This window comes from Nonomuraea sp. NPDC050383, from assembly GCF_044459125.1.
GTDB lineage: Bacteria > Actinomycetota > Actinomycetes > Streptosporangiales > Streptosporangiaceae > Nonomuraea.
Genome location: NZ_JBITIP010000001.1, coordinates 460845 through 481607, shown reverse-complemented (window position 1 = coordinate 481607; position 20763 = coordinate 460845). Strand labels below are relative to the sequence as shown.

General features: G+C 69.6%; 14 protein-coding genes. 10 read left to right on the top strand and 4 right to left on the bottom strand.

Features of this window, described 5'->3' with window-relative positions:
• Positions 1-33 precede the first annotated feature (33 nt).
• Both ACIBG4_RS02150 and ACIBG4_RS02145 read right to left on the bottom strand, forming a co-directional pair.
• Positions 34-1383 carry a lectin gene (locus ACIBG4_RS02150; protein ID WP_397200286.1) on the bottom strand — a complete coding sequence of 450 codons (1350 nt, stop codon included), beginning with the start codon at positions 1381-1383 and terminating at the stop codon, positions 34-36.
• 381 nt (positions 1384-1764) lie between these two features.
• A complete protein-coding gene (locus tag ACIBG4_RS02145; RefSeq protein ID WP_397200285.1) occupies positions 1765-2535 on the bottom strand; it encodes a FadR/GntR family transcriptional regulator in 771 nt (256 codons plus the stop codon).
• A gap of 134 nt (positions 2536-2669) precedes the next feature.
• Here ACIBG4_RS02145 and ACIBG4_RS02140 point away from each other — a divergent pair, with 134 nt between their 5' ends.
• The 4 genes from ACIBG4_RS02140 to ACIBG4_RS02125 are packed head-to-tail and all read left to right on the top strand — an operon-like array spanning position 2670 to position 6960.
• Positions 2670-3947, top strand: coding sequence for an ABC transporter substrate-binding protein (locus ACIBG4_RS02140; RefSeq protein WP_397200284.1), 1278 nt, complete (start codon positions 2670-2672; stop codon positions 3945-3947).
• Positions 3948-3951: 4 nt separating this feature from the next.
• On the top strand, positions 3952-4938 hold the full coding sequence (locus ACIBG4_RS02135; RefSeq protein WP_397200283.1) for a carbohydrate ABC transporter permease: 987 nt from the start codon (positions 3952-3954) through the stop codon (positions 4936-4938).
• A complete protein-coding gene (locus ACIBG4_RS02130; protein WP_397200282.1) occupies positions 4938-5765 on the top strand; it encodes a carbohydrate ABC transporter permease in 828 nt (275 codons plus the stop codon). Before ACIBG4_RS02135 ends, ACIBG4_RS02130 begins: the two co-directional genes overlap by 1 nt.
• Before the next feature lies 1 nt (position 5766).
• Complete coding sequence (locus ACIBG4_RS02125; protein ID WP_397200281.1) at positions 5767-6960, top strand: mandelate racemase/muconate lactonizing enzyme family protein; 1194 nt, start codon at positions 5767-5769, stop codon at positions 6958-6960.
• Here the strand turns inward: ACIBG4_RS02125 and ACIBG4_RS02120 are convergent.
• The gene (locus tag ACIBG4_RS02120; RefSeq protein WP_310711925.1) at positions 6951-8390 is read right to left on the bottom strand and encodes an arabinofuranosidase catalytic domain-containing protein; all 1440 of its coding nucleotides are present in this window, start codon (positions 8388-8390) and stop codon (positions 6951-6953) included. The genes ACIBG4_RS02125 and ACIBG4_RS02120 overlap by 10 nt on opposite strands.
• Before the next feature lie 359 nt (positions 8391-8749).
• Positions 8750-9490: a FadR/GntR family transcriptional regulator gene (locus ACIBG4_RS02115; RefSeq protein ID WP_397200280.1), complete on the bottom strand. Its 741-nt coding sequence runs from the start codon at positions 9488-9490 to the stop codon at positions 8750-8752.
• Positions 9491-9793: 303 nt separating this feature from the next.
• On the opposite strand from ACIBG4_RS02115, the gene ACIBG4_RS02110 reads away from it, so the two are divergent.
• The 6 genes from ACIBG4_RS02110 to ACIBG4_RS02085 all read left to right on the top strand — a co-directional run bounded on the left by ACIBG4_RS02110 (position 9794) and on the right by ACIBG4_RS02085 (position 20763).
• Positions 9794-12196, top strand: coding sequence for a ricin-type beta-trefoil lectin domain protein (locus ACIBG4_RS02110; protein WP_397200279.1), 2403 nt, complete (start codon positions 9794-9796; stop codon positions 12194-12196).
• Between the two features lie 97 nt (positions 12197-12293).
• Positions 12294-15119, top strand: coding sequence for an RICIN domain-containing protein (locus tag ACIBG4_RS02105; RefSeq protein ID WP_397200278.1), 2826 nt, complete (start codon positions 12294-12296; stop codon positions 15117-15119).
• 54 nt (positions 15120-15173) lie between these two features.
• Complete coding sequence (locus ACIBG4_RS02100) at positions 15174-16931, top strand: ThuA domain-containing protein (protein ID WP_397200277.1); 1758 nt, start codon at positions 15174-15176, stop codon at positions 16929-16931.
• A 432-nt stretch (positions 16932-17363) separates the two neighbouring features.
• Positions 17364-18836, top strand: coding sequence for a sugar ABC transporter ATP-binding protein (locus tag ACIBG4_RS02095; RefSeq protein WP_397200276.1), 1473 nt, complete (start codon positions 17364-17366; stop codon positions 18834-18836).
• Positions 18833-19834: an ABC transporter permease gene (locus ACIBG4_RS02090; RefSeq protein WP_397200275.1), complete on the top strand. Its 1002-nt coding sequence runs from the start codon at positions 18833-18835 to the stop codon at positions 19832-19834. The genes ACIBG4_RS02095 and ACIBG4_RS02090 overlap by 4 nt, the downstream gene beginning before the upstream one ends.
• On the top strand, positions 19831-20763 hold the full coding sequence (locus ACIBG4_RS02085) for an ABC transporter permease (RefSeq protein WP_397200274.1): 933 nt from the start codon (positions 19831-19833) through the stop codon (positions 20761-20763). The genes ACIBG4_RS02090 and ACIBG4_RS02085 overlap by 4 nt, the downstream gene beginning before the upstream one ends.

Here is a 20763-nt window from a genome sequence, read left to right as displayed (position 1 = left end):
AGGGCGTCCGGCGGACGCCCTCGGCCGGCTCGGTCAGGCGCGGGTCCACTTCTGGTTGGTGCCGCCGTGGCAGGTCCAGATCTGGGCCTTGGTGCCGTTGGCGGTGCCGGCACTGGCCACGTCCAGGCACTTGTTCGCCCCGACCGCCGTGATGGTGCCGTCGGTGTTGAGGCGCCACTGCTGGTTGTTCTGGCCGTTGCAGTCCCAGATGATCACGGCTGTGCCGTCCGCCGTACCCGCGCCGTTGACGTCCAGGCACTTGCCGCCGTACACGCGCAGCTCACCCGCGCTCGTGGACGTCCACTGCTGGTTGGGCTGCCCGTTGCAGTCCCAGATCTGCGCCTGCGCGCCGTTCGCCTGGGAGGCGCCGCTGACGTCCAGGCACCGGCCCGACGCCGCACCGCGGATCGCGCTCGTGGGCGGAGGCGTGGGCGAGGTGGTGGGGGTCGGCGAGGGGGAGGGGTCGCTTCCGAACCGGGTGAAGAACGTCCACACCTCCGCGGAGGTCCAGGTCCTCCAGCCGCCACAGGTGCACCCGTCGATCGGGCCGGGATCGTGGCCTCCGTCGAACGCGGCCCAGACCACCGGATATCCGGCCCGGCACCCCGAGTAGGCGGTGACGACGTGCGTCATGCTGCCGGCCGCCGGCTCGGGAGGGTTCTGCGGGGTGCAGCCGTTATTCCTGACGAACGTGTCACGCAGCGAGCGCCCGGATGAGATGGGCAGCACGTTGTCCCTGAGGCCGTGGAGCCCCATGTAGGCGACGGGCTGTGTGCCGCCGCCGCACCCGCTGAGGTTCGCGCCGGAATAGACCGCGACCGCGCGGAAGACCGTCGGGCGGGCACAGGCGAGTGCGTACGTCATCGCCCCGCCGTAGCTGAATCCCGAAGAGAAGATCTGCGTCGTGTCGACGCACAGGCCCGCCTCGATCTGCCGGGTCATGTCGTCGACGAAGGTGACGTCCTGGCCGCCGGAGTTGGCCCAGCCGTTGTTGATGCCCTGGGGAGCGACGAAGATCGTGCTGTTGTTCGCGTTGTCCGCCAGTCGCCGCAGTCCGTAGTACGACCAGTTGTACCCATCGGTTCCGCCCGAGTCGACATCATTGGCGGTGCCGCCCACCCAGTGGAACCCGAAGATCAACCGGTAGGGGTGGTTGCTGTCGTAGTTGGCGGGGACGCGCAGGATGTAGCTGCGGTTCTGGCCGCCGCTCACCAGTGAGTGCGTACCGCTCACCAGCGCCGGGGCCTTGCCGCAGCCGGCGGTCGCCGCAGCCGCGACGGTGCCGCGCGCGGCCGGCGTGGCTCCGCCTAATGCCGTACCCGCGGCTCCCAGGACGATGAGCGCCGCCACGGCGATGGCGGTGACCAAGGATGTGTGCCTCACGTCACGCAGCTTCCTTCCGGGTTCGGCGAGCGTGCTTCTCCATGACATGCGCGGTATTCGCGGGCGGCGCCACGAGGGGCCGATGAGAAGGCCTCCAGAGGCGTGTCGCGGAGACTTTGAACACTCATTACGATCCCGTCATGCAGGACTGTCAAGTGTTAAGCGTGCCTATTCTTGGCCCGTCACATGAGACTTCGCATGCCGGTCGGCCTTGTCGCTCCATTTTCGAGGCCGTCACCTCGGGATTTGCCGGAAATCGCCCGGCTGGATCTCCTCATGCAGGGCCCGCTTGTGACTTCTCGAAGCGGGACGAGGGATGAAAATAAGTCTTACTCTTTCAGGCGATCATGGCCTCCGGAGCGCACCGGAGAGCTCTCGCTGCTAACGCCGCAGCCGCACCGGATCGGCCGGTCCGGTACGGCGGACCAGCCAGGCCTCGGTGATGTGATCGAACATCGCCCCGGCGGCGCCGTCGGGATCGTGGACGGCGATGCGTTCGTAGATGCGGCGGTGGCCCAGGTTCGACGCCACGCACAGAGCTCGCTCGGTCCGGCCCATGTACCGCGCGGTGTTGATGACCTGGCTTTCCAGTGCCCGTACGACGCCACGAGCGATGCGGTTTCCCGACGCCTGCATGATCGTGTCGTGGAAGGCCCGGTCGCTCTCGGCGTAGGTGGCGGGGTCGTCCACGAGCTCGTCCATCCGGTCCACCAGTGCGCGCAGCCGCTCCACGGTGTCCGGGCCGGCCAGGCGGGCGGCGACGTTGGCCATGTCGGACTCCAGCACGCGCCGGGTGACGACGAGGTCGTCGAGGATCGCCAGGCTCTCGTCCTCGGCGATCGTCGCGGCGAGGACGAGCTCGTCCAGCATGTCCCACATCGCCGGCGGGTTGACCATGGTGCCGGCGCCTTGACGGACCTGTACGAGCCCTTTCTCCTGCAGGACCTTCACGGCTTCGCGGACGACGGTGCGGCTCACGGAGAACGCTTCGCACAGCGCGGGCTCGGGGGGCAACGGCGTCCCCGGCGGGTGCACACCGTGGACGATGCGCTCCACCAGCTCGGCCGTCACTGCTCGGGCGAGGGTCGCCGGGCGTCGTACCCATGCCGGTGCCGCCGGGACACCGCCGGCCGTTTCCTGCGATGCCGTCATATCCCCCTCCGGTGGCCTGCGAGGACAGTGCCACCGCGCCAGTATACGTGCCGACTGTTGACGTAAGACGTCATACGAGTTACGTTTCGCCGGTGATGGCGGGTCCCTCGGTAGCTCTCGGAGGGTGAGCAGCTATGAAGCAGCGGATGTGGTGGTCGGTCGTGATGGCCGCCGGACTGGTCCTGGCCGGCTGCGGGAGCGCGGCACGGACGGGATCCCCGTCCGGGGACTCCCAGCAGAAGCAGCAGAAGCTCGTGGTCTGGGACTGGAAGTCCGGTGAAGCGGCGGCCACCACGTACGTCGAGAAGGCGAAGGCCGACTTCGCCAAGCGGCATCCCGGCGTCACCGTCGAGTTCGTCGCCCAGCCGTTCGACCAGTACTACACCTTGCTCGGCACGGCCGCCCAGTCCAGCAAGGGACCCGACGTCATGCTCTTCAACGGGGGCGGGCAGATCCGCGACCGGGCCGACGCGCTCCTTCCGCTGGACCAGTACGTGGCCCAGGACAGGAGCCGGTTGGCGGGCTGGGACGCGTTCACCAAGGACGGCAAGATCTACGCCGTGCCGGTGACCCTGCAGGGGCACCCGATCTACTACAACAAGACGCTCTACGAGAAGGCCGGTCTCGACCCGGCGACCCCGCCCAAGACCTGGGACGAGCTCGTCCGCACCTGCGCCGCCATCAAGAGGGCGACCGGGGCCTCGTGCTTCGCGCTCGGCAACAAGGAAGGCTTCGGCATCCAGTTCTTCATGTCGGGCCTCGGGTCCGGCATCCTGACCCCTCAGGAGTACGACGACTGGATCGCCGGCAGGCGCGACTGGACCTCCCCCCACGTGAAGCGGATCTTCGAGCTGTGGAAGGACGCCAACGACGCAGGGCTGAACAACGACGGTGCCAACTCCACCGCGATGTTCACGGACATCTTCAGAGTCTTCGAGAGCGGTAAGGCCGCTCACATCATCGGCCTGATGTCGGACATCGGGCACTGGAAGGACTTCGGCGAGTTCCTGCCGCCCGGCAAGATCGGCGTCATGCGGGCCCCGGTCGTCGCCGGCGGAGCCACCCCGAGCCTTCCGTACGACGGTGGCATCGGCTACGCGGTCGCCAGGTGGACCAAGGACCCGCTGCTGGCCGCGGATCTGGTGCGATCCCTGACCTCCACCGACGCCTTGACCGCGTTCTCCTCCGACGCCGGCGCGATCGCCTCCGACATGACGATCGACGTCTCGCGGGCCGGCCCGGCCGTCGCCGCGATCATGCCCGAGATCAAGACCGGCAAGCCCGCCCTGCACGTCGCGCTGTCCTCCAAGACCCTGGACCTCATGGGAAGGCTGTCCCAGCAGCTCCTGAGCGGGTCGACCAGCGTGGACAAGGCCGTGAAGCAGCTCGCCGCCTCCGACAGGGCGGGCTGATCGCGTGCCGCTCAGAGGTTCGTCGCCGTCGGTCCGCCCGGTCGGTTCCGGGCGGACCGGTGCCGCGACGGCGGAGCAGGGGGGACCTCGCAGGGACGCCCGTACGGCCACCCGTACGGCCTCCCGCGGGGCGCGCGCCGAACGCCTCGCCCCCTACGTCCTGGTGGCCCCGGCCGTACTGATCCTGGTGACGCTGCGGCTGTGGCCGCTCGTCCTGGGGGTCAACTACTCCTTCACGGGTGACGGCGCCTACAACGGGACCCCGGTCGGTCTGAGCAACTACCTGGAGCTGGCCGGCGACCCCCTGTTCCGCACCTCGCTGCGCAACGTCGGGCTGCTGGTGCTGCTGCTCCCCGTGGCTGTGGCGATCCCGGGCCTGCTCGCGACCTTCATCTACCTGCGCGTGCCGGGTCACCGGGTCTACCGCAGCGTCTACTTCTTCCCTGCCGTGCTCTCACCGGTGATCGTCGGCGCGATCGTCAACCTCATGCTCGGATACGACGGCCCGGTGAACGCCGTCCTCGCGATGGCCGGCGCCGGCCCGGTCGACTGGCTCGGCGATCCGGGCATCGCCATGTTCACGGTTGTCGGCGTGCATGTATGGGCGACGTTCGGGATGGCCCTGGTGGTGTTCCTCGCCGGATTCAGCACCCTGGACGCCTCGCTGCTGGACGCCGCCCGCGTGGACGGCGCGTCGCTGCGCCAGGTCATCCGGCACGTGATCATCCCGGGCCTGACGCGCACCATCCAGTTCGTCTTCGTGACCACGATGATAGGGATGCTGACCTCCATGTTCGGCCTGCTCTTCGTCATGACCAGCGGGGGTCCGGAGGGATCGACCTACCTTCCCGAGTACTACATCTGGCACCAACAGGGACAGATGAACCGGCCGGCGCTCGCCTCGGCCGCGTCGACGGTTCTCTTCGTCGTCATGCTCGTGGTGGGGCTCCTGCAGATCACCCTGCTCCGCCGCTCGGGGAGGCAGGACTGATGCCGGGCAGGCGCATGGCGGGGTGGGTGGCCGCCGTCCCCATGGCCGTTCTCGCGCTGGTGACGATCTATCCTCTCGTGTTCACCGCCAACGTCGCGATGAAGACCCGGCGCGACTACGTCCTCGACCGGTTCTCCCCGGCGGATTCCCTGCGCTGGGACAACCTGGGGCAGGCGTGGGCCGGCGCCGGAATGGCGCGATACTTCGCCAACTCGCTGGTCGTCGTGGCGTTCGCCGTGGTCCTGCTGCTGCTGATGGGCTCGATGGCGGGTTTCGCGCTGAGCCGGCTGCGGTTCCGCGGTTCTTCGGTCATCTTCCTGGGCTGTCTTGCGGGGCTGTTCGTCCCGTTCCAGGTGATCATGGTGCCGCTCACCCGGATCATGGCGGACAGCGGCCTCATCGACACCTACCCGGGACTGATCCTCGCCTACGTCGCGCAGTTCCTCCCGTTCACCGTCTTCCTGATGACGAGTCACTACCGCACCATTCCGTCGGAGATCGTCGACGCGGCCAGGATCGACGGGAACACGGTGTACGGGGTGTACCGGCGGATCATGCTGCCGCTGGGCGTGCCGGCGCTGCTGTCGGTGGGGATCCTCGACACCCTGTTCTGCTGGAACGACGTGCTCATCTCCCTGCTGATGATGCCGTCGCCCGAGCATCGCACCCTCATGATCGGGGTCAACTCGCTGCGCGGACAGTACTCCGACGACATCCCCACCTTCGCCTCGGGAGTCCTGATCGCCGCGATACCCGTGTTGACGATCTATCTTTTCCTCCAGCGCCAGATCGCCGCCGGCGTCACCGCCGGTTCCACAAAGGGCTGACATGCAGATCACGGGGTATCGGACCGCGACGACGGTTCAGCAATGGGGCCGCCCGGTCGGCGACGCCAACGGTGTCTTCCCCGACGGGGCCGTCCCGGTGCCGATCGTCATGGTGGACACCGACGAGGGGATCACCGGCGTCGGCCTCGGGCCGCACGTGGAGATCGACGCCGTGTTCGCCGCGATCGAGGGCGAGGACCCGCGCGGCGTGACGGCGCTCTACGACCGCATGCTGCGGCGGACCTTCAAGGCGGGGCACGCGGGCGCCGTGTTCGGTACGATCGGCGCACTCGACACCGCGCTGTGGGACATCAAGGCACAGGCGGCCGGCGAACCGCTCTGGCGCCTGCTGGGCGGACGCGACAGGAGGGTCCCCGCCTACGCCTCGGGCCTGGACATCGGCCTGACCGACGACGAGCTCGTCGCGGTCTACCAGCTCTACGCCCAGCACGGTCTGCGCGCGGCCAAGATCAAGGGCGGCCTGGACATCGAACGCGACCGGCGCCGCCTGACGCTGGTACGCGACGTCCTGACCGAGGCCGGGCACGGATCACGTCCGGGACTCATGCTCGACGTGAACGAGGCGTGGACGCGCAAGCAGGCGGTCCGGCACGTCTGCGAGCTGGAACGCACCCTGGATCTCACCTGGATCGAGGAGCCGGTCCGGCGGTGGGACGCCGAGGGCCTGGCCACCGTCGGCCGTGGCGTCCGCGCCTCGGTCGCCACCGGGGAGAACCTCACCGGGCTGGAGCAGTTCCGCCCGCTGCTGGCCGCGGGGGCCGTCGACATCGTGCAGACGGCCGTGGTCTGGGGGGTGTCCCACTTCCTCCGGGTCTCCGCACTGGCGCACGCCCATGACCTGCCGGTGAGCCCGATCGGCACCACGCCGGTCGCGCTGCTGCACGCCGCGCCGTCGGTGCCGAACCACTTGGCCAGCGAGCTGCAGGATCTGCACCCGCCACTCGGAATATCGCTCGACCTGCACGTGGAGGACGGCGCCTTCATCCTCGGTGACGCGCCGGGTCTCGGCATCACCCTCGACGAGCACGCGATCAACGAGTACGCCCGGCAGCCGGACGCCAGGGCCGCCGAGGGCCCCCACATCCGGCCGGAACACGCCGGACGACGGCTGCTGGCCGTTGCCGACGGCTTCCGGCCCGAGGCGGGGCGGAAGCTGGGACCGAGTCAGCGGTAGCCGGCGGCCGTGACGTTGGCCTGGACGGCGTTCTCCACGGCGTCGGTGGGGTAGCCGGCGACCATGGCCCCTTCGTAGAAGGTGCCGGCGCTGAGGTTGGCGCCGCCGTCGGGCTTGCAGCAGTCGCCGCCGCTGCCCAGGATGATGGCCCCCTGCTTCTTCATCGGGCTGTAGCCGTTGGGGAGCGAGCCGTCGTACAGGACGGACAGGCTGCCGGACTGGGCGTCGCCGCCCTTGATGGCGAACCGGGTCGTGCCGTTGTTCTTCAGCGTCGCGGTGACGAACTTGTGGGCGAGGCTCCGCTGGTTGGGGTTCCATGACTGGCTGCCGCCGGGGTAGAGCCCCCATTCGAGGTCGGCCTGGACCCAGGGGCCGCTTCCCTGGCAGCCGCCGAACCAGCATTGGGTGCTGAAGTTGATGGCGTCCATGGCGCCGGCGGCGTCGGCCTTCCTGGTGGTCTCGCTGTTGCCGTAGTCGAAGCAGCAGCCGCCGTTGACGTGGGTGCCGCTGGTCACCATGTACATGCCCTCCGGCGCGCTGCCCGTGGGGACGCCGGTCAGGTGGCCGTCCCGCCAGTAGCTGTTGCCGGGGTTGATGTAGAGGGAGTAGGCCTTGCCGCCGCCGACGGTGAGCGACTCGGTGGTCGCGGTCGCGGGCCTGCTCTGGGGGGAGCCGGGGACCACGCTGGAGCCCTGGTACCACAGGTCGTTGCCCCGCCCGGACTGGTCGTAGACGACCGTGATGACGCATGCGGTGCCGGCGCAGAAGGAGTCCTGCGCCGCGGTGTCCGCGATACCGCCCGCGGTCAGGACGCCGACGTTGCGGGTCGCGTTGTCGGAGGAGCGCCTGACCTGGTACAGGTTGCCGCTGTACGAGCCGTAGAGCGCCCGAGTCGTGCTGTGCGCGGCCACGCACGGCGTGCCGCCCGAGCCGTAGATGTCGCACGGGCGCGCGCCGGGCGGCGGTGGGGTCGGCGTCGGGCCGGGCCCGGTTCCGGTGTCCCACTTCTGGTTGGTGCCGCCGTGGCAGGTCCAGATCTGGGCCTTGGTGCCGTTGGCGGTGCCGGCGCCGGCCACGTCCAGGCACTTGTTCGCCCCGACGGCCGTGATGGTGCCGTCGGCGTTGGTGCGCCATTTCTGGTTGTTCTGGCCGTTGCAGTCCCAGATGATCACGGCTGTGCCGTCGGCGGTGCCGGCGCCGTTGACGTCCAGGCACTTGCCGCCGTACACCCGCAGCTCACCCGCGCTCGTGGACGTCCACTGCTGGTTGGGCTGCCCGTTGCAGTCCCAGATCTGCGTCTGCGCGCCGTTGGCCTGGGAGGCGCCGCTGACGTCCAGGCACCGGCCCGACCCCACGCCCACCAGTGGCGTGGTCGCCGCCGAGGCCGGCACCGACCAGGTCAGGGCGGTGGCCAGGAGCGCCGCGAGCACCGTCAGGACCGACGCGACGACGGCCGCCCGATGGCCCCGCCCACGCGGCGCACGGCGTGACAAAGGAACGGAGGGAGGTTGCATGGGCGTACTCCTCGGGAGAGACAGCCGCTGGGAAACGGGTCGACACCATCGATGCGAATCGATTCGACAACGTACGCGCGAAGCACATACGACGGACGGACCGCCTGTCAAGACTCCACCGTGCCCGCCGTCCGCCGGAGGTCCTCCCGGCGGTTCTCAGCGGCGCGGCTCGCACTCCGCCGAGCCGGACCCGATGAAACATTCATCCGTCCCACCCCGCGGACGCCCGCTCCGATCCGTTCGGATGACGGCCGGCGCCGGAGGGGCGGCCGAGGTCAGTGGGACGGGGAGAACAGGCGCTGCTTGATCTCCCGGCGGTAGTCGTCGAGGGTGTTGTCGATGTGCGTGGCGGCGGCCTGGGCGGCCGCTTCGGGGTCGCCGGCGCGGATGGCCTGGTAGATCGCCTCGTGCTCCTCGACGGCCTCGGCGGCGTGCCCGCCCACCGAGCCGCGCAGCCCGATGAGGCTGGACTGCGCCTGCAGCCGCCGGGCCTCCCGCACGGCGATCTGGAGGAACATGTTGTGCGCGGCCGTGGCGATGGCGGTGTGGAAAGTGTCGTCGCCCTCGTTGAACAGGTCCTCGCGTCCGGTCTCGAATCCCTGGCGGCACATGGCGGCCGCGTCCTCGATGGCCCTCAGCTCCGTGGGGGTGGCGCGGCGGGCGGCCAGCCGGCTGGTCTCCATCTCCTGCGCCCGGCGGAACTCGAACAGCATGTAGACGTGGTCCAGGTCGGTGGGGAGGAAGAAGGACGCCCAGCGCCCGGTGCCGAGCATCCCCTCGTCGTCGGCCACGTACAGGCCGCGGCCCTTCTGGGCGCGTACCCGGCCCAGCGCGGAGAGTATCTTGACCGCCTCGCGGACGACGGTGCGGCTGGTGCCCAGTTGCAGGGCCAGCTCGTTCTCGGTCGGCAGGCGGTCTCCCGGGCGCAGGCGCAGCCGGACGATCAACTCCAGCAGCTGCTCCGCGGCCACCTCGTAGCCCGGCCGGTATGCGCTTTCACGCGGGGTGTCGGTCACCGTGCCCCTCCTCGCCATTTCCCCTGCAAGAGTACGACTGATCGGGGTCGCCGGGTCGGGACATGAACGACACCCGATCAGTAGGACACATCTGAATAATTCATGCGGAAAAGCTCGAAGCGGCCCATCAGCGCCGTCCGTATCGTCGCTGTTCAGCGCGGACGGCAGGTTCACCATGGCCCAGATTTCGGTGTGCGGATGACGAAATAAGTAGGCTTAACGACTTGACGGACATCCGCCCCCAGATCGTAATAAGGAGCGAGTCATGACCTGAGCACCCCTCCACCCCCCAGAGGAACCACCGTGCAGTCATCTTCGCCTGTCCCGGCGCTGAGACCGGTCCTGACCGGCGTCATCGCCGCAGTGCTGGCCGCGGCGTCCGCCCTCGTCGCCCCGGTCACCTCGGCCCTCGCGGCCACCACGACCCTGTACGTGTCACCCTCCGGCACCGGCACCGCCTGCACCTCCGCCCAGCCGTGCTCTCTGTCCGCGGCGCAGACGACCGTGCGGTCGCTGAACGGCGCCATGTCCGACGACATCGTCGTCGAGCTGGCCGACGGGGTGTACCGGCTCTCCGCGCCGCTCCGGCTGACCGCGGCCGACTCCGGCAACAACGGCCACACCGTCACCTGGAAGGCCGCGGGGGGCGCACGTCCCGTCGTCAGCGGGGCCCGGGCGGTCACCGGATGGTCGCTGGCCGACTCCGGGAAGAACATCTGGCGCGCCAATGTCGGCGCCGGGATCGACACCCGGCAGCTGTACGTCAACGGCGCCGTCGCCACGCGTGCCCGCACCCAGGTGAACCGGGCCGACTTCACCGCGACCACCGCCGGTCTGAGATTCGGCAACAGCGCGCTGGGCTACCTGAACAACCTGGCCGACCAGAACCGGGTCGAGATGGAGAGCGTCGGCTCCTTCACCGACCGGTACGTGAGGGTGCAGAGCATCAGTGGCAACGTCATGACGATGCAGCAGCCCGGCTGGAACAACAACACCTTCGGGTACGACACCTTCACGCAGCCGCACCGGGCGGGTCCGCTCTACCTGGAGAACGCCTACGAGTTCCTGGACGCGCCGGGTGAGTGGCACATCAACCCCGGGACCGGCGTTCTGTCCTACATCCCGGCGGCCGGTCAGAACATGAGCGACATCAGCGTCGAGCTGCCCGTGCTGCAGTCCCTGGTGAACGTCGGGGGCACCTACGACGCGCCCGCGCACCACATCACCTTCAGCGGGATCACCTTCACCGGCACGAGCTGGCTCGGGCCCAGCAGCGCCCAGGGCTACGCGGACCAGCAGACCGGCGCCTACATCGCGGGCGACTGGAACTGGCCCGCCGACAGGCTGACCTCCTGCCAGGAGGGCTGCCAGCAGTTCGAGGCCGTGCGGCCGAACTGGTTCCAGATGCCCGCCGCCGTGCAGGTCTCCGCCGCCCACCACGTCACCTTCACCGACTCCAGGTTCGTCAACCTGGGGCAGACGGCCGTCGGCATCGGCAACGACGCCAACGCGCACGCCGGCGGGGTCGGGCTGGGCGCGAGCGACATCACGATCACCCGGTCCGAGGTCGCCCGCAGCTCGGCCGGCGGCATCCTGGTCGGCGGCGTGCGCGCCGACGCGCACCACCCCGGCGACCAGCGGATGGTCAACCGGAACATCACCGTCAGCGACAACCGGATCCATGATCTCGGTCTGGACTACCGGGGCGTCGTCTCGGTCCTCGCCACCTATGTCACCAACGCCGACGTGTCGCACAACGAGGTCTACAACATGCCGTACACCGGCATGGCGATCGGCTACGGCTGGGGCGCCAACGAGCCCGGCGGCAACAACCAGTACGCCAACCGCGGTCTGTACAACTACCAGCCGCGGTACACCACGGCCACCACCGCGTCCGGCAACCGGCTCGTCGGCAACTACGTCCACGACGTCATGCAGCAGATGACCGACGGCGGGTGCATCTACACGCTGTCCTGGAACCCGGGCGCCGTGATCAGCGACAACCACTGCCTGCGGACCAACGGCTGGTTCGGCGTCTACTTCGACGAGGGCTCCAAGTACTACACCGTCACCGGCAACGTGCTCTCGAACACCGGCACCTGGGCGACCGCCAACTACTGGGGTGGCGAGAACATGGGCAACTGGACCGTCACCGACAACTGGTCGACGAACGGCAGCACCAACGTGACCAACGGCGACCGGGGCAACGTCGTCCACGGCAACGTCACCGTCAGCAACGGCAACTGGCCGGCAGCCGCGCAGGCCGTGATGGCGTCCGCGGGGCCCCGGACCGGCACGTCACCCCCGCCCACCCCGGGAGGCGCGAGTGCGCTCAAGGGGGCGGGGTCGGGCCGGTGCCTGGACGTCAGCGGCGCCTCCCAGGCGAACGGCGCGCAGACGCAGATCTGGGACTGCAACGGGCAGCCCAACCAGCAGTGGACGTCCACGAGCGCGGGTGAGCTGCGCGTGTACGGCGGCAAGTGCCTGGACGTCAACGGCGCGGGTACGGCGGACGGCACAGCCGTGATCATCTGGGACTGCAACGGCCAGGCCAACCAGCAGTGGCGCCTCAACGCCGACGGCACCATCACGGCGGTCGGGGCGAACAAGTGCCTGGACGTGGCCGGTGCCGGCACCGCCAACGGCACCAAGGCCCAGATCTGGACCTGCCACGGCGGCGCCAACCAGAAGTGGACCCGCGTCTGACACCGCGGCACTCCTCCGTGCCCGCAGCAGAACGCCGGCAACAGCGCGATGGCGCGCCTTGCCCTGACTGATCGTCATATGTCAGGAAGGAACACCCATGTCCCGACGTCCGTGGCTCGCCTTGCTGACCACGATGACGCTGATCACTTCCGGAGCCGTCGCGCTCTCCGCCTCCTCGGCGAACGCCCTGACCATCCCGGCGTCCGACTACCAGCAGGTGTCGCTCGCCGCCGGCGGTGCGGAGCTGGGTGAGGCGATGTCGCTGGCCGTGATGCCGAACCGGTCGGTGGTGCACACGGCGCGCGACGGCACGGTGCGCGTCACCGATGTCAACGGCAGCACGAAGGTGGCCGGCAGGCTCGCGGTCTACACGCACGACGAGGAGGGCCTGCAGGGTGTGGCGGTCGACCCGGACTTCGCGTCGAACCGGTACCTCTGGCTCTACTACTCGCCCCGGCTGAGCACGCCGAACGGTGACGCGCCGAGCAACGGCACGCAGGCGCAGTTCGACCAGTGGAAGGGACACCTGAACCTGTCCCGGTTCACCCTGAAGCCCGACGACACGCTCGACCTGGCCAGTGAGAAGGTCGTGCTGGAGGTGCCGAACGACCGAGGGATGTGCTGCCATGTGGGCGGCGACATCGACTTCGACGCGGCCGGCAACCTGTACCTGACCACCGGCGACGACAGCAACCCGTTCGAGTCGAGTGGCTACTCCCCCCTGGACGAGCGGGCCGACCGCAACCCGCAGTACGACGCCCAGCGCTCCGCCGCCAACACCAACGACCTGCGCGGCAAGGTGCTGCGGATCAAGCCGCAGCCGGACGGCACCTACACGATCCCCAGCGGCAACCTGTTCCCGCCCGGCACGGCGAGGACGAGGCCGGAGATCTACGCGATGGGGTTCCGCAACCCGTTCCGGATGAGCGTGGACAAGGCGACCGGGATCGTCTACCTGGGCGACTACGGGCCGGACGCGGGGGTGACCGACCCCAACCGGGGCCCCAGCGGGCAGGTGGAGTTCGACCGCATCACCGGTCCGGGCAACTACGGCTGGCCGTACTGCACCGGCACGAACACCACCAGCGAGACCTACAACGAGTGGAACTTCGCCTCCAACGGCACGGGCCCGAAGTACGCCTGCGCGGGCGGTCCCACCAACAACTCGTTCCGCAACACCGGACAGACCACGCTCCCACCGGCCAAACCGGCGTGGATCCGATACGCCGGGGACGCCGGATCCCCCCCGGAGTTCGGCAACGGGTCGGAGTCGCCGATGGGCGGCCCGGTCTACCGCTACGACCCCGACCTGAACTCCGCCGTCAAGTTCCCGCAGGTCCTGGACGGGCGTTACTTCGCCGGTGAGTACGGCCGCCGCTGGATCAAGGCCGTCGAGGTCAAGGCCGACGGGAGCTACGGGGAGATCTCCGCGTTCCCCTGGACCGGCACCCAGGTGATGGACATGGCCTTCGGCCCTGACGGGGCCCTCTACGTCCTCGACTACGGCGACGGGAACAACAACCAGGCGCTGTACAGGATCGAACACATCGGCAAGGCCAACCGCAACCCGGTCGCCAAGGCCTCCGCCGACAAGACCTCGGGACCGGCTCCGCTGACGGTGAACTTCTCGTCCGCGGGCAGCTCCGACCCCGAGGGCGGCGCACTGGCGTACTCGTGGAACTTCGGCGACGGCACCACGTCCACGGCGGCGAGCCCGAGCAAGACCTACACCGCGAACGGCACCTACACCGTGACCCTCACCGTCCGCGACCCGCAGGGGCTGACCGGAAGCGCCGGTGTGATCGTGACCGTCGGCAACACCGCCCCGGCGGTGACGCTGGCCACCCCGGCCGACGGGCAGTTGTTCTCCTTCGGGGACACGGTGCCCTTCCAGGTCACCGTCAGCGACCCGGAGGACGGCACGATCGACTGCACCAAGGTCACCGTCGCCTACTTCCTCGGCCACGACAGCCACCGTCACCAGATCACCTCCAAGACCGGCTGCTCGGGCTCCATCCCGGTGCCGGTCGACGGTGAGCACGACGCCGCGGCCAACATCTACGGCATCTTCGAGGCCTCCTACACCGACACGGGCGGCCTGACCTCCACCAGCGCACGTACGCTCCAGCCGCGGCACCGGCAGGCTGAGCACTTCGGCGCCCAGCAGGGCGTCCAGACGGCCGACCACGGCACCGCCGAAGGCGGCAGGACGGTCGGCTTCACCGACGACGGTGACTGGATCTCCTTCCAGCCGTACAGCCTGGGTGACGCGACGAGGATCACCGTTCGGGTGTCCTCCGCGGGCGCGGGCGGCCGGATCGAGGTGCGGGCGGGCTCGGCCACGGGCATGCTGCTGGGAACGGTGAACGTCGCGAGCACCGGCGGCTGGGACACCTTCACCGACGTCTCGGCGAACCTCGGCGGCGCGCCGGCCGGCACCACGACGCTGTACCTGGTCTTCCGCGGCCCGACAGGACAGGGCTACCTGTTCGACGTCGACGCCTTCACCCTTGACACCGGCACGTCGTCCCCGGGGAGCACGAGCGCGGTGAAGGGGGTGGGCTCGGGACGGTGTCTGGACGTCAGCGGGGGTTCCCCGGCGAACGGCGCGCAGGTGCGGATCTGGGACTGCAACGGCCAGGCCGCCCAGCAGTGGACCTCCACGAGCTCCGGTGAGCTGCGCGTGTACGGCACCAAGTGCCTGGACGTCAACGGCGCCGGCACCGCCGACGGCACCGCGGTGATCATCTGGGACTGCAACGGCCAGGCCAACCAGCAGTGGCGCCTCAACGCCGACGGCACGATCACGGCGGTCGGGGCGAACAAGTGCCTGGACGTCAGCGGGGCGGGCACCGCCAACGGCACCAAGGTCCAGATCTGGACGTGCAACGGCGGCGCCAACCAGAAGTGGGGCCGCGTCTGAGGCCACGTCCTTGACCGCACCACGATCACCCACTGATGTGACGGAAGGACACGCATGCTGCGACATCTGACCCCCGGCGCGTTCGGGCGCGGCGCGGAGGGCGACCGGAAGACATCCGTGCTGCGGAGGCTGTCGGCGACCGCGGTGGCGCTCACCGCCGCCGCCGCGACGCTGATCCCCGCCGTCCCCGCCCAGGCCGCCGCCTTCAAGGTGCTGGTGTTCTCCAAGACGGCCGGATTCCGGCACGACTCGATCCCCGGCGGGATCCAGGCCATCCGCGACCTGGGGGCGGCCAACGACTTCGCCGTCGACGCCACCGAGGACGCGAACGCCTTCACCGCGGCCAACCTCGCCCAGTACAAAGCGGTGGTGTTCCTCAGCACCACCGGTGACGTGCTGAACGACACCCAGCAGGCCGCCTTCCAGACGTACGTGGACGGCGGGGGCGGTTACGTGGGGGTGCACTCGGCCGCCGACACCGAGTACGGCTGGCCCTACTACGGGCAGCTGATGGGGGCCTGGTTCAACAACCACCCGGCAATCCAGCAGGCCACCGTACGGAACGAGGACAGGGCGCACGCCGCGACCGCTCATCTGGGGGCGACCTGGTCGCGCACCGACGAGTGGTACAACTACCGCACCAACCCCCGCTCCGGCGTGCGGGTGCTGCAGAGCCTGGACGAGAGCAGCTACAGCGGCGGCGGCATGGGCGACCATCCGATCACCTGGTGCCACCCCCAGTCCTCCGGGCGCTCGTTCTACACCGGCTTGGGGCACACCCAGGAGTCGTACGCCGACCCGAACTTCCGCGCGCTGCTGCTGGGCGGGATCCGGTACGTGGCCAAGGCCACCAACGCCGACTGCCGCCCGGAGACCGGGTACACGACGTTGTACAACGGATCGACGACGGGCTGGTCGCAGGCGGGGCCGGGGTCGTTCGCCGACAGCGACGCCACGCTGACCTCCCAGGGCGGCATGGGCATGCTCTGGTACAGCGCCAAGGAGTTGCATGCCTACTCGCTGAAGCTCGACTGGAAGCTGACCGGCGACTCCAATTCGGGGGTGATCGTGGGGTTCCCGGCCACCAGCGACCCGGACGCGGCGCTCGCCACCGGGTACGAGGTGCAGATCGACGCGACCGACACCCCGGACAGGACGACGGGGGCGATCTACGGATTCAAGGCGGCCGACGTCGCGGCACGGGATGCGGCGCTGAATCCGCCGGGCCAGTGGAACACCTATGAACTGCTGGTGGAGGGGGAGCGGTTGCAGGTCTTCCTGAACGGCACCAGGATCAACGATTTCACCAACACCGATCCGGTCCGCTCGATCCAGCAGGGCTACATCGGCATCCAGAACCACGGGGCCGGCGACGTGGCGTCGTTCCGCAACATCCGCATCAAGGAACTGACCAGCACGCCGGGGAGCACGAGCGCGGTGAAGGGGGTGGGCTCGGGACGGTGTCTGGACGTCAGCGGGGGTTCCCCGGTGAACGGCGCGCAGGTGCGGATCTGGGACTGCAACGGTCAGGCCGGCCAGCAGTGGACGTCCACGAGCGCGGGTGAGTTGCGGGTGTACGGCGGCAAGTGCCTGGACGTGAACGGGGCGGGTACGGCGGACGGCTCCGCGGTGATCATCTGGGACTGCAACGGCCAGAACAACCAGAAATGGCGTGTCAACGCCGACGGCACGATCACGGCGGTCGGGGCGAACAAGTGCCTGGACGTCAGCGGGGCGGGCACCGCCAACGGCACCAAGGTCCAGATCTGGTCGTGCAACGGCGGCGCCAACCAGAAATGGAGCCGCGTCTGAGGCCATTCCGTCCACGCCCTCTGTGGCATGACATGCGGCGCGGCCCTGATCAGTGCCACGCCGCGTGGCCATGCGCGCGCGCCGTCCCACACGAGGACCTGAAAGTTTCATACTTATATTGCTCTCGCTCCATGCATGACGGATCCGACTGATTTCGGCCCGAGTGGAGAGCGGCGGCGGCTCATAACCGGACCAGCATCACTCTTGCAGGGAATTTTCTGGAGAAAGCTCGGTCTGACGGCCGCCGAGTATGCCGGAAAAGCAGTCGGGATTTTCCGGCATAAGCACGCTTGACAGGCAGATGAGTCAGATTTATTTTTGGTGCGAATCGATTCGATTGAATGTTCGCTGGTCAGTGGCCGGCGTCCACGAGCGGCCGGTGAAGCACCTCCCAGGCCCGGCACGACTCCAACCCCCCGTTAGGAGCCCCCCGTGCACGACTCCTCACCTCCCTCTCGCCGGGCGGGCCCCGTGCTGGAGATGACCGGCATCGTCAAGAGCTTCCTGGGCGTCCGGGTCCTCGACGGAGTCGACCTGGAGGCGTCCGCGGGCGAGGTGCACGCGGTGGTGGGGGAGAACGGCGCGGGCAAGTCGACGCTCATGAAGATCCTGGCCGGCGTGCACGCGCCGGACGAGGGGAGAATGAAGATCGACGGCCGCGGCGTGGCTTTCGGGCACCCGATCGAGGCGCAGCGGGCCGGGGTGGCGATCATCCACCAGGAGCTCACCCTGCTGCCGGAGCGAACGGTGGCCGAGAACGTCCACCTCGGGCGGGAACCCGTCCGACGGGGGCTCGTCGACCGCGCCGCAATGGAATCGGCGACCGGAGAGCTGCTGAGCTCTCTCGGGGAGGAGTCGTTCGGCCCCCGCGATCTCGTCCGGCGGCTCTCGGTCGCGCGGCAGCAGGTCGTCGAGATCGCCAAGGCACTGTCGCTGAACGCCCGGATCGTGGTGATGGACGAGCCGACGGCCGCCCTGGCGGACCACGAGGTGGAGTTGCTCCACACGCTGGTGCGGCGGCTCACGGCACGCGGCATCGCGGTCCTGTACATCTCGCACCGGCTCCGTGAGATCTTCGATCTCGCCGACCGGATCACCGTGCTCAAGGACGGTGCCCGGGTCACCACCGCGGATGCCTCCAGCCTGGACATCCCGGCTCTGGTCCGCCTGATGGTCGGCCGGGACCTGGACTCCTACTACCCGCCACGTGCGGCGGAACCGCCCGGAGAGGTGATGCTGAGCGTGCGCGGCGGCGTCAACGCCAGGCTGCACGGCATCGACCTCGACCTGCGCGCGGGGGAGATCGTCGGGGTGGCCGGGTTGCAAGGCTCGGGCCGCACCGAGCTGGCCAGGGCGCTGTTCGGCGCGGAGCCCTTCACCAGCGGCGAGATGACGCCCCGCCGTCCCCGCTCGGCCCGCGAGGGGATCGCCGCGGGGATCGGCCTGGTCACCGAGGACCGCAAGGCCGAAGGGCTCCTGCTGAACCAGCGGGTGCGCGACAACGCCCTGCTCGTCGCCCGGACCATCCGGATGCGCCGGCCCGCGGTCGAGCGGCTGCTGGAGCGGGTACGGCTCAGCCCGTCCCGGCCCGCGCAGGAGGTCCGGCTGCTGTCCGGGGGCAACCAGCAGAAGGTCGTGCTGGCCAAATGGATGGCGGTCGCGCCACGTGTCCTGCTGTTCGACGAGCCCACCCGTGGCGTCGACGTCGGTGCCAAGGCCGCCATCCACGAGCTGGTGCGCGAACTCGCCCGCGACGGGACGGCCGTCCTGATGATCTCCTCCGAGCTGCCCGAGGTCATCGGCATGAGCGATCGCATCGTGGTGCTGCGGGACGGCCGCATCGCCGGAGAGCTGCCCGCCGGCTCGACCGAGGAGGCCGTGATGCGCCTGGCGGCCGCCTCATGACCCAGCAGCTCAAGCTGCGGCGCGTCCCGGCCGAGGGTTCGCTCCTGCGGCGGCTGTCGGCCGACCGCCCCGCGTGTGCCGTCTACGTGGCGCTGGCCCTGCTCGTCGTGCTGGGTTGGCTGCTGTTCGCCCTGGACGGTGGCCGGTTCCTCAGCCAGGAGAACATCGTCGGCATCCAGCAGCGATCGGCGGCGCTGGGCATCGTCGCGATCGGTCAGACCCTGGTGATCCTGGCCGGGAGCCTGGATCTCTCGGTGGCCTACCTGATCAGCATGACCTCGCTGGTCGCGGCCGAGATCATGGGGGGCGCCGACGCGAACGTGCCGGCCGCCGTCGCCACGGTGCTGGCGGTGAGCGCGACGGCCGGACTGGTGAACGGCCTGATCGTCACGAGGCTCCGGGTGCACGCCTTCATCGCCACGCTCGGGGTCGCGCTGATCATCAGAGGGGTGCTGGACGATCGGTACGACGGTCCGGCGGGCAGTGTGCCCGAGTCCTTCCAGCATCTCGGGTACGACCGCGTCGGGCCGGTGCCGGTGTCGGCGCTGCTGTGGGCCGCGGTGGCGGCGGGCGCGTGGCTCCTGCTCGGCCGGACGCGCCTCGGATACCGGATCTACGCGGTGGGCGGGGACGCCGAGGTCGCGCGGCTGTCGGGAGTTCGCACCGAGCGGGTCGTGGTCGCCGCCCACGTCCTCTGCTCGGTCTGCGCCGGGGTCGCCGGGCTTCTGCTCGCCTCCCGGCTCGGAGCGGGCGCGCCGACGGTCGGGACCGACGGCGGATACGACCTGGAGTCGATCGCCGCGGTGGTGATCGGCGGGACAGCTCTGGCCGGAGGCCGCGGCGGGGTCGCGGGGACCGTCGGCGGGGTCCTGCTCCTGGCCGTCCTCGACAGCATCTTCAACCAGATGGAGGTCAACTCCTTCGCCAAGGACGTCGTGCGGGGCGTGGTCCTGGTGGCCGCGTTGGCTGTCTACGCCCGCAGGAGGCGGACCGCATGAGACGCGCGCTGCCGATCTTCGTGGTGCTGGCCGGACTGCTGGCGGCCATCGCGGTCGCCCACCCGTATTTCCTGGAGCCGCCCGCCCTCCTCGCCTTCGTCAAGAGGGCCGCGCCGCTGGTGATCCTCGCGGCCGGGCAGTACTTCGTCGTCGTGTCCGGAGAGTTCGACCTGTCGGTCGGCTCGCTCGTCACCGCCGAGGTGGTGATCGCCGCGCGGCTCCTCGACGGCTCCGCGGAGGCGACCTGGCCCGTGCTGGCCCTGCTGATCGCTTTCGGGCTGCTCATCGGGCTGGTCAACGGGATCGTCACCACCCTGCTCCGGGTGCCGTCGTTCATCACGACACTCGGCATGCTGCTGATCCTGTCCGGAGCGATCTTCCTGTGGACGGGTGGCGCGCCCCGGGGCGCCCTGTCCCCGCAGTTCCGGGAGCTGGGCCGGGGGAGTCTCGGCCCGGTGCCCTGGTCGGTCCTGGTCGTCGTCGCGGTGGCGGCCTGCGCGATCTGCGCGATGCGTGCCGGCTTCGGCCACACGCTGATCGCGGCCGGTGACAACGATCGTGCCGCGGCTCTGTCCGGCGTCCGCGTCGCCCGGGTGCGGACGGTGGCGTTCATGGTCTCCGGGCTGTCGGCGGCGGTCGCCGCGATCCTGCTGGGCGGCTTCGCCGGGGTGTCCGCGCAGGTCGGCCAGGGCCTGGAATTCCAGGCCATCACCGCTGTCGTGGTGGGCGGTGTGGTCCTCGGGGGCGGCCGCGGCTCCGTCGTCGCCGCGATGGCGGGCGCCTTCACCTTGGAGGCGTTGTTCACCCTGCTCAACCTGTACGGCATCTCCGGGGCGCTGGAGCCGGCCATACAGGGCGTGATCATCATCGCCGCGGTGGCGCTGGGAGGCGTGAGCATCCCGCGCAGAAGAGCCGTGGCGGCCTCGTGA

What these genes read in the sequence shown, in the direction of transcription:
- ACIBG4_RS02090 (WP_397200275.1), top strand. Translation starts at nt 18,833, where the DNA reads ATGACCCAGCAGCTCAAGCTGCGGCGCGTCCCGGCCGAGGGTTCGCTC.
- ACIBG4_RS02130 (WP_397200282.1), top strand. Translation starts at nt 4,938, where the DNA reads ATGCCGGGCAGGCGCATGGCGGGGTGGGTGGCCGCCGTCCCCATGGCC.
- ACIBG4_RS02105 (WP_397200278.1), top strand. Translation starts at nt 12,294, where the DNA reads ATGTCCCGACGTCCGTGGCTCGCCTTGCTGACCACGATGACGCTGATC.
- ACIBG4_RS02145 (WP_397200285.1), bottom strand. Translation starts at nt 2,535, where the DNA reads ATGACGGCATCGCAGGAAACGGCCGGCGGTGTCCCGGCGGCACCGGCA.
- ACIBG4_RS02125 (WP_397200281.1), top strand. Translation starts at nt 5,767, where the DNA reads ATGCAGATCACGGGGTATCGGACCGCGACGACGGTTCAGCAATGGGGC.
- ACIBG4_RS02085 (WP_397200274.1), top strand. Translation starts at nt 19,831, where the DNA reads ATGAGACGCGCGCTGCCGATCTTCGTGGTGCTGGCCGGACTGCTGGCG.
- ACIBG4_RS02100 (WP_397200277.1), top strand. Translation starts at nt 15,174, where the DNA reads ATGCTGCGACATCTGACCCCCGGCGCGTTCGGGCGCGGCGCGGAGGGC.
- ACIBG4_RS02140 (WP_397200284.1), top strand. Translation starts at nt 2,670, where the DNA reads ATGAAGCAGCGGATGTGGTGGTCGGTCGTGATGGCCGCCGGACTGGTC.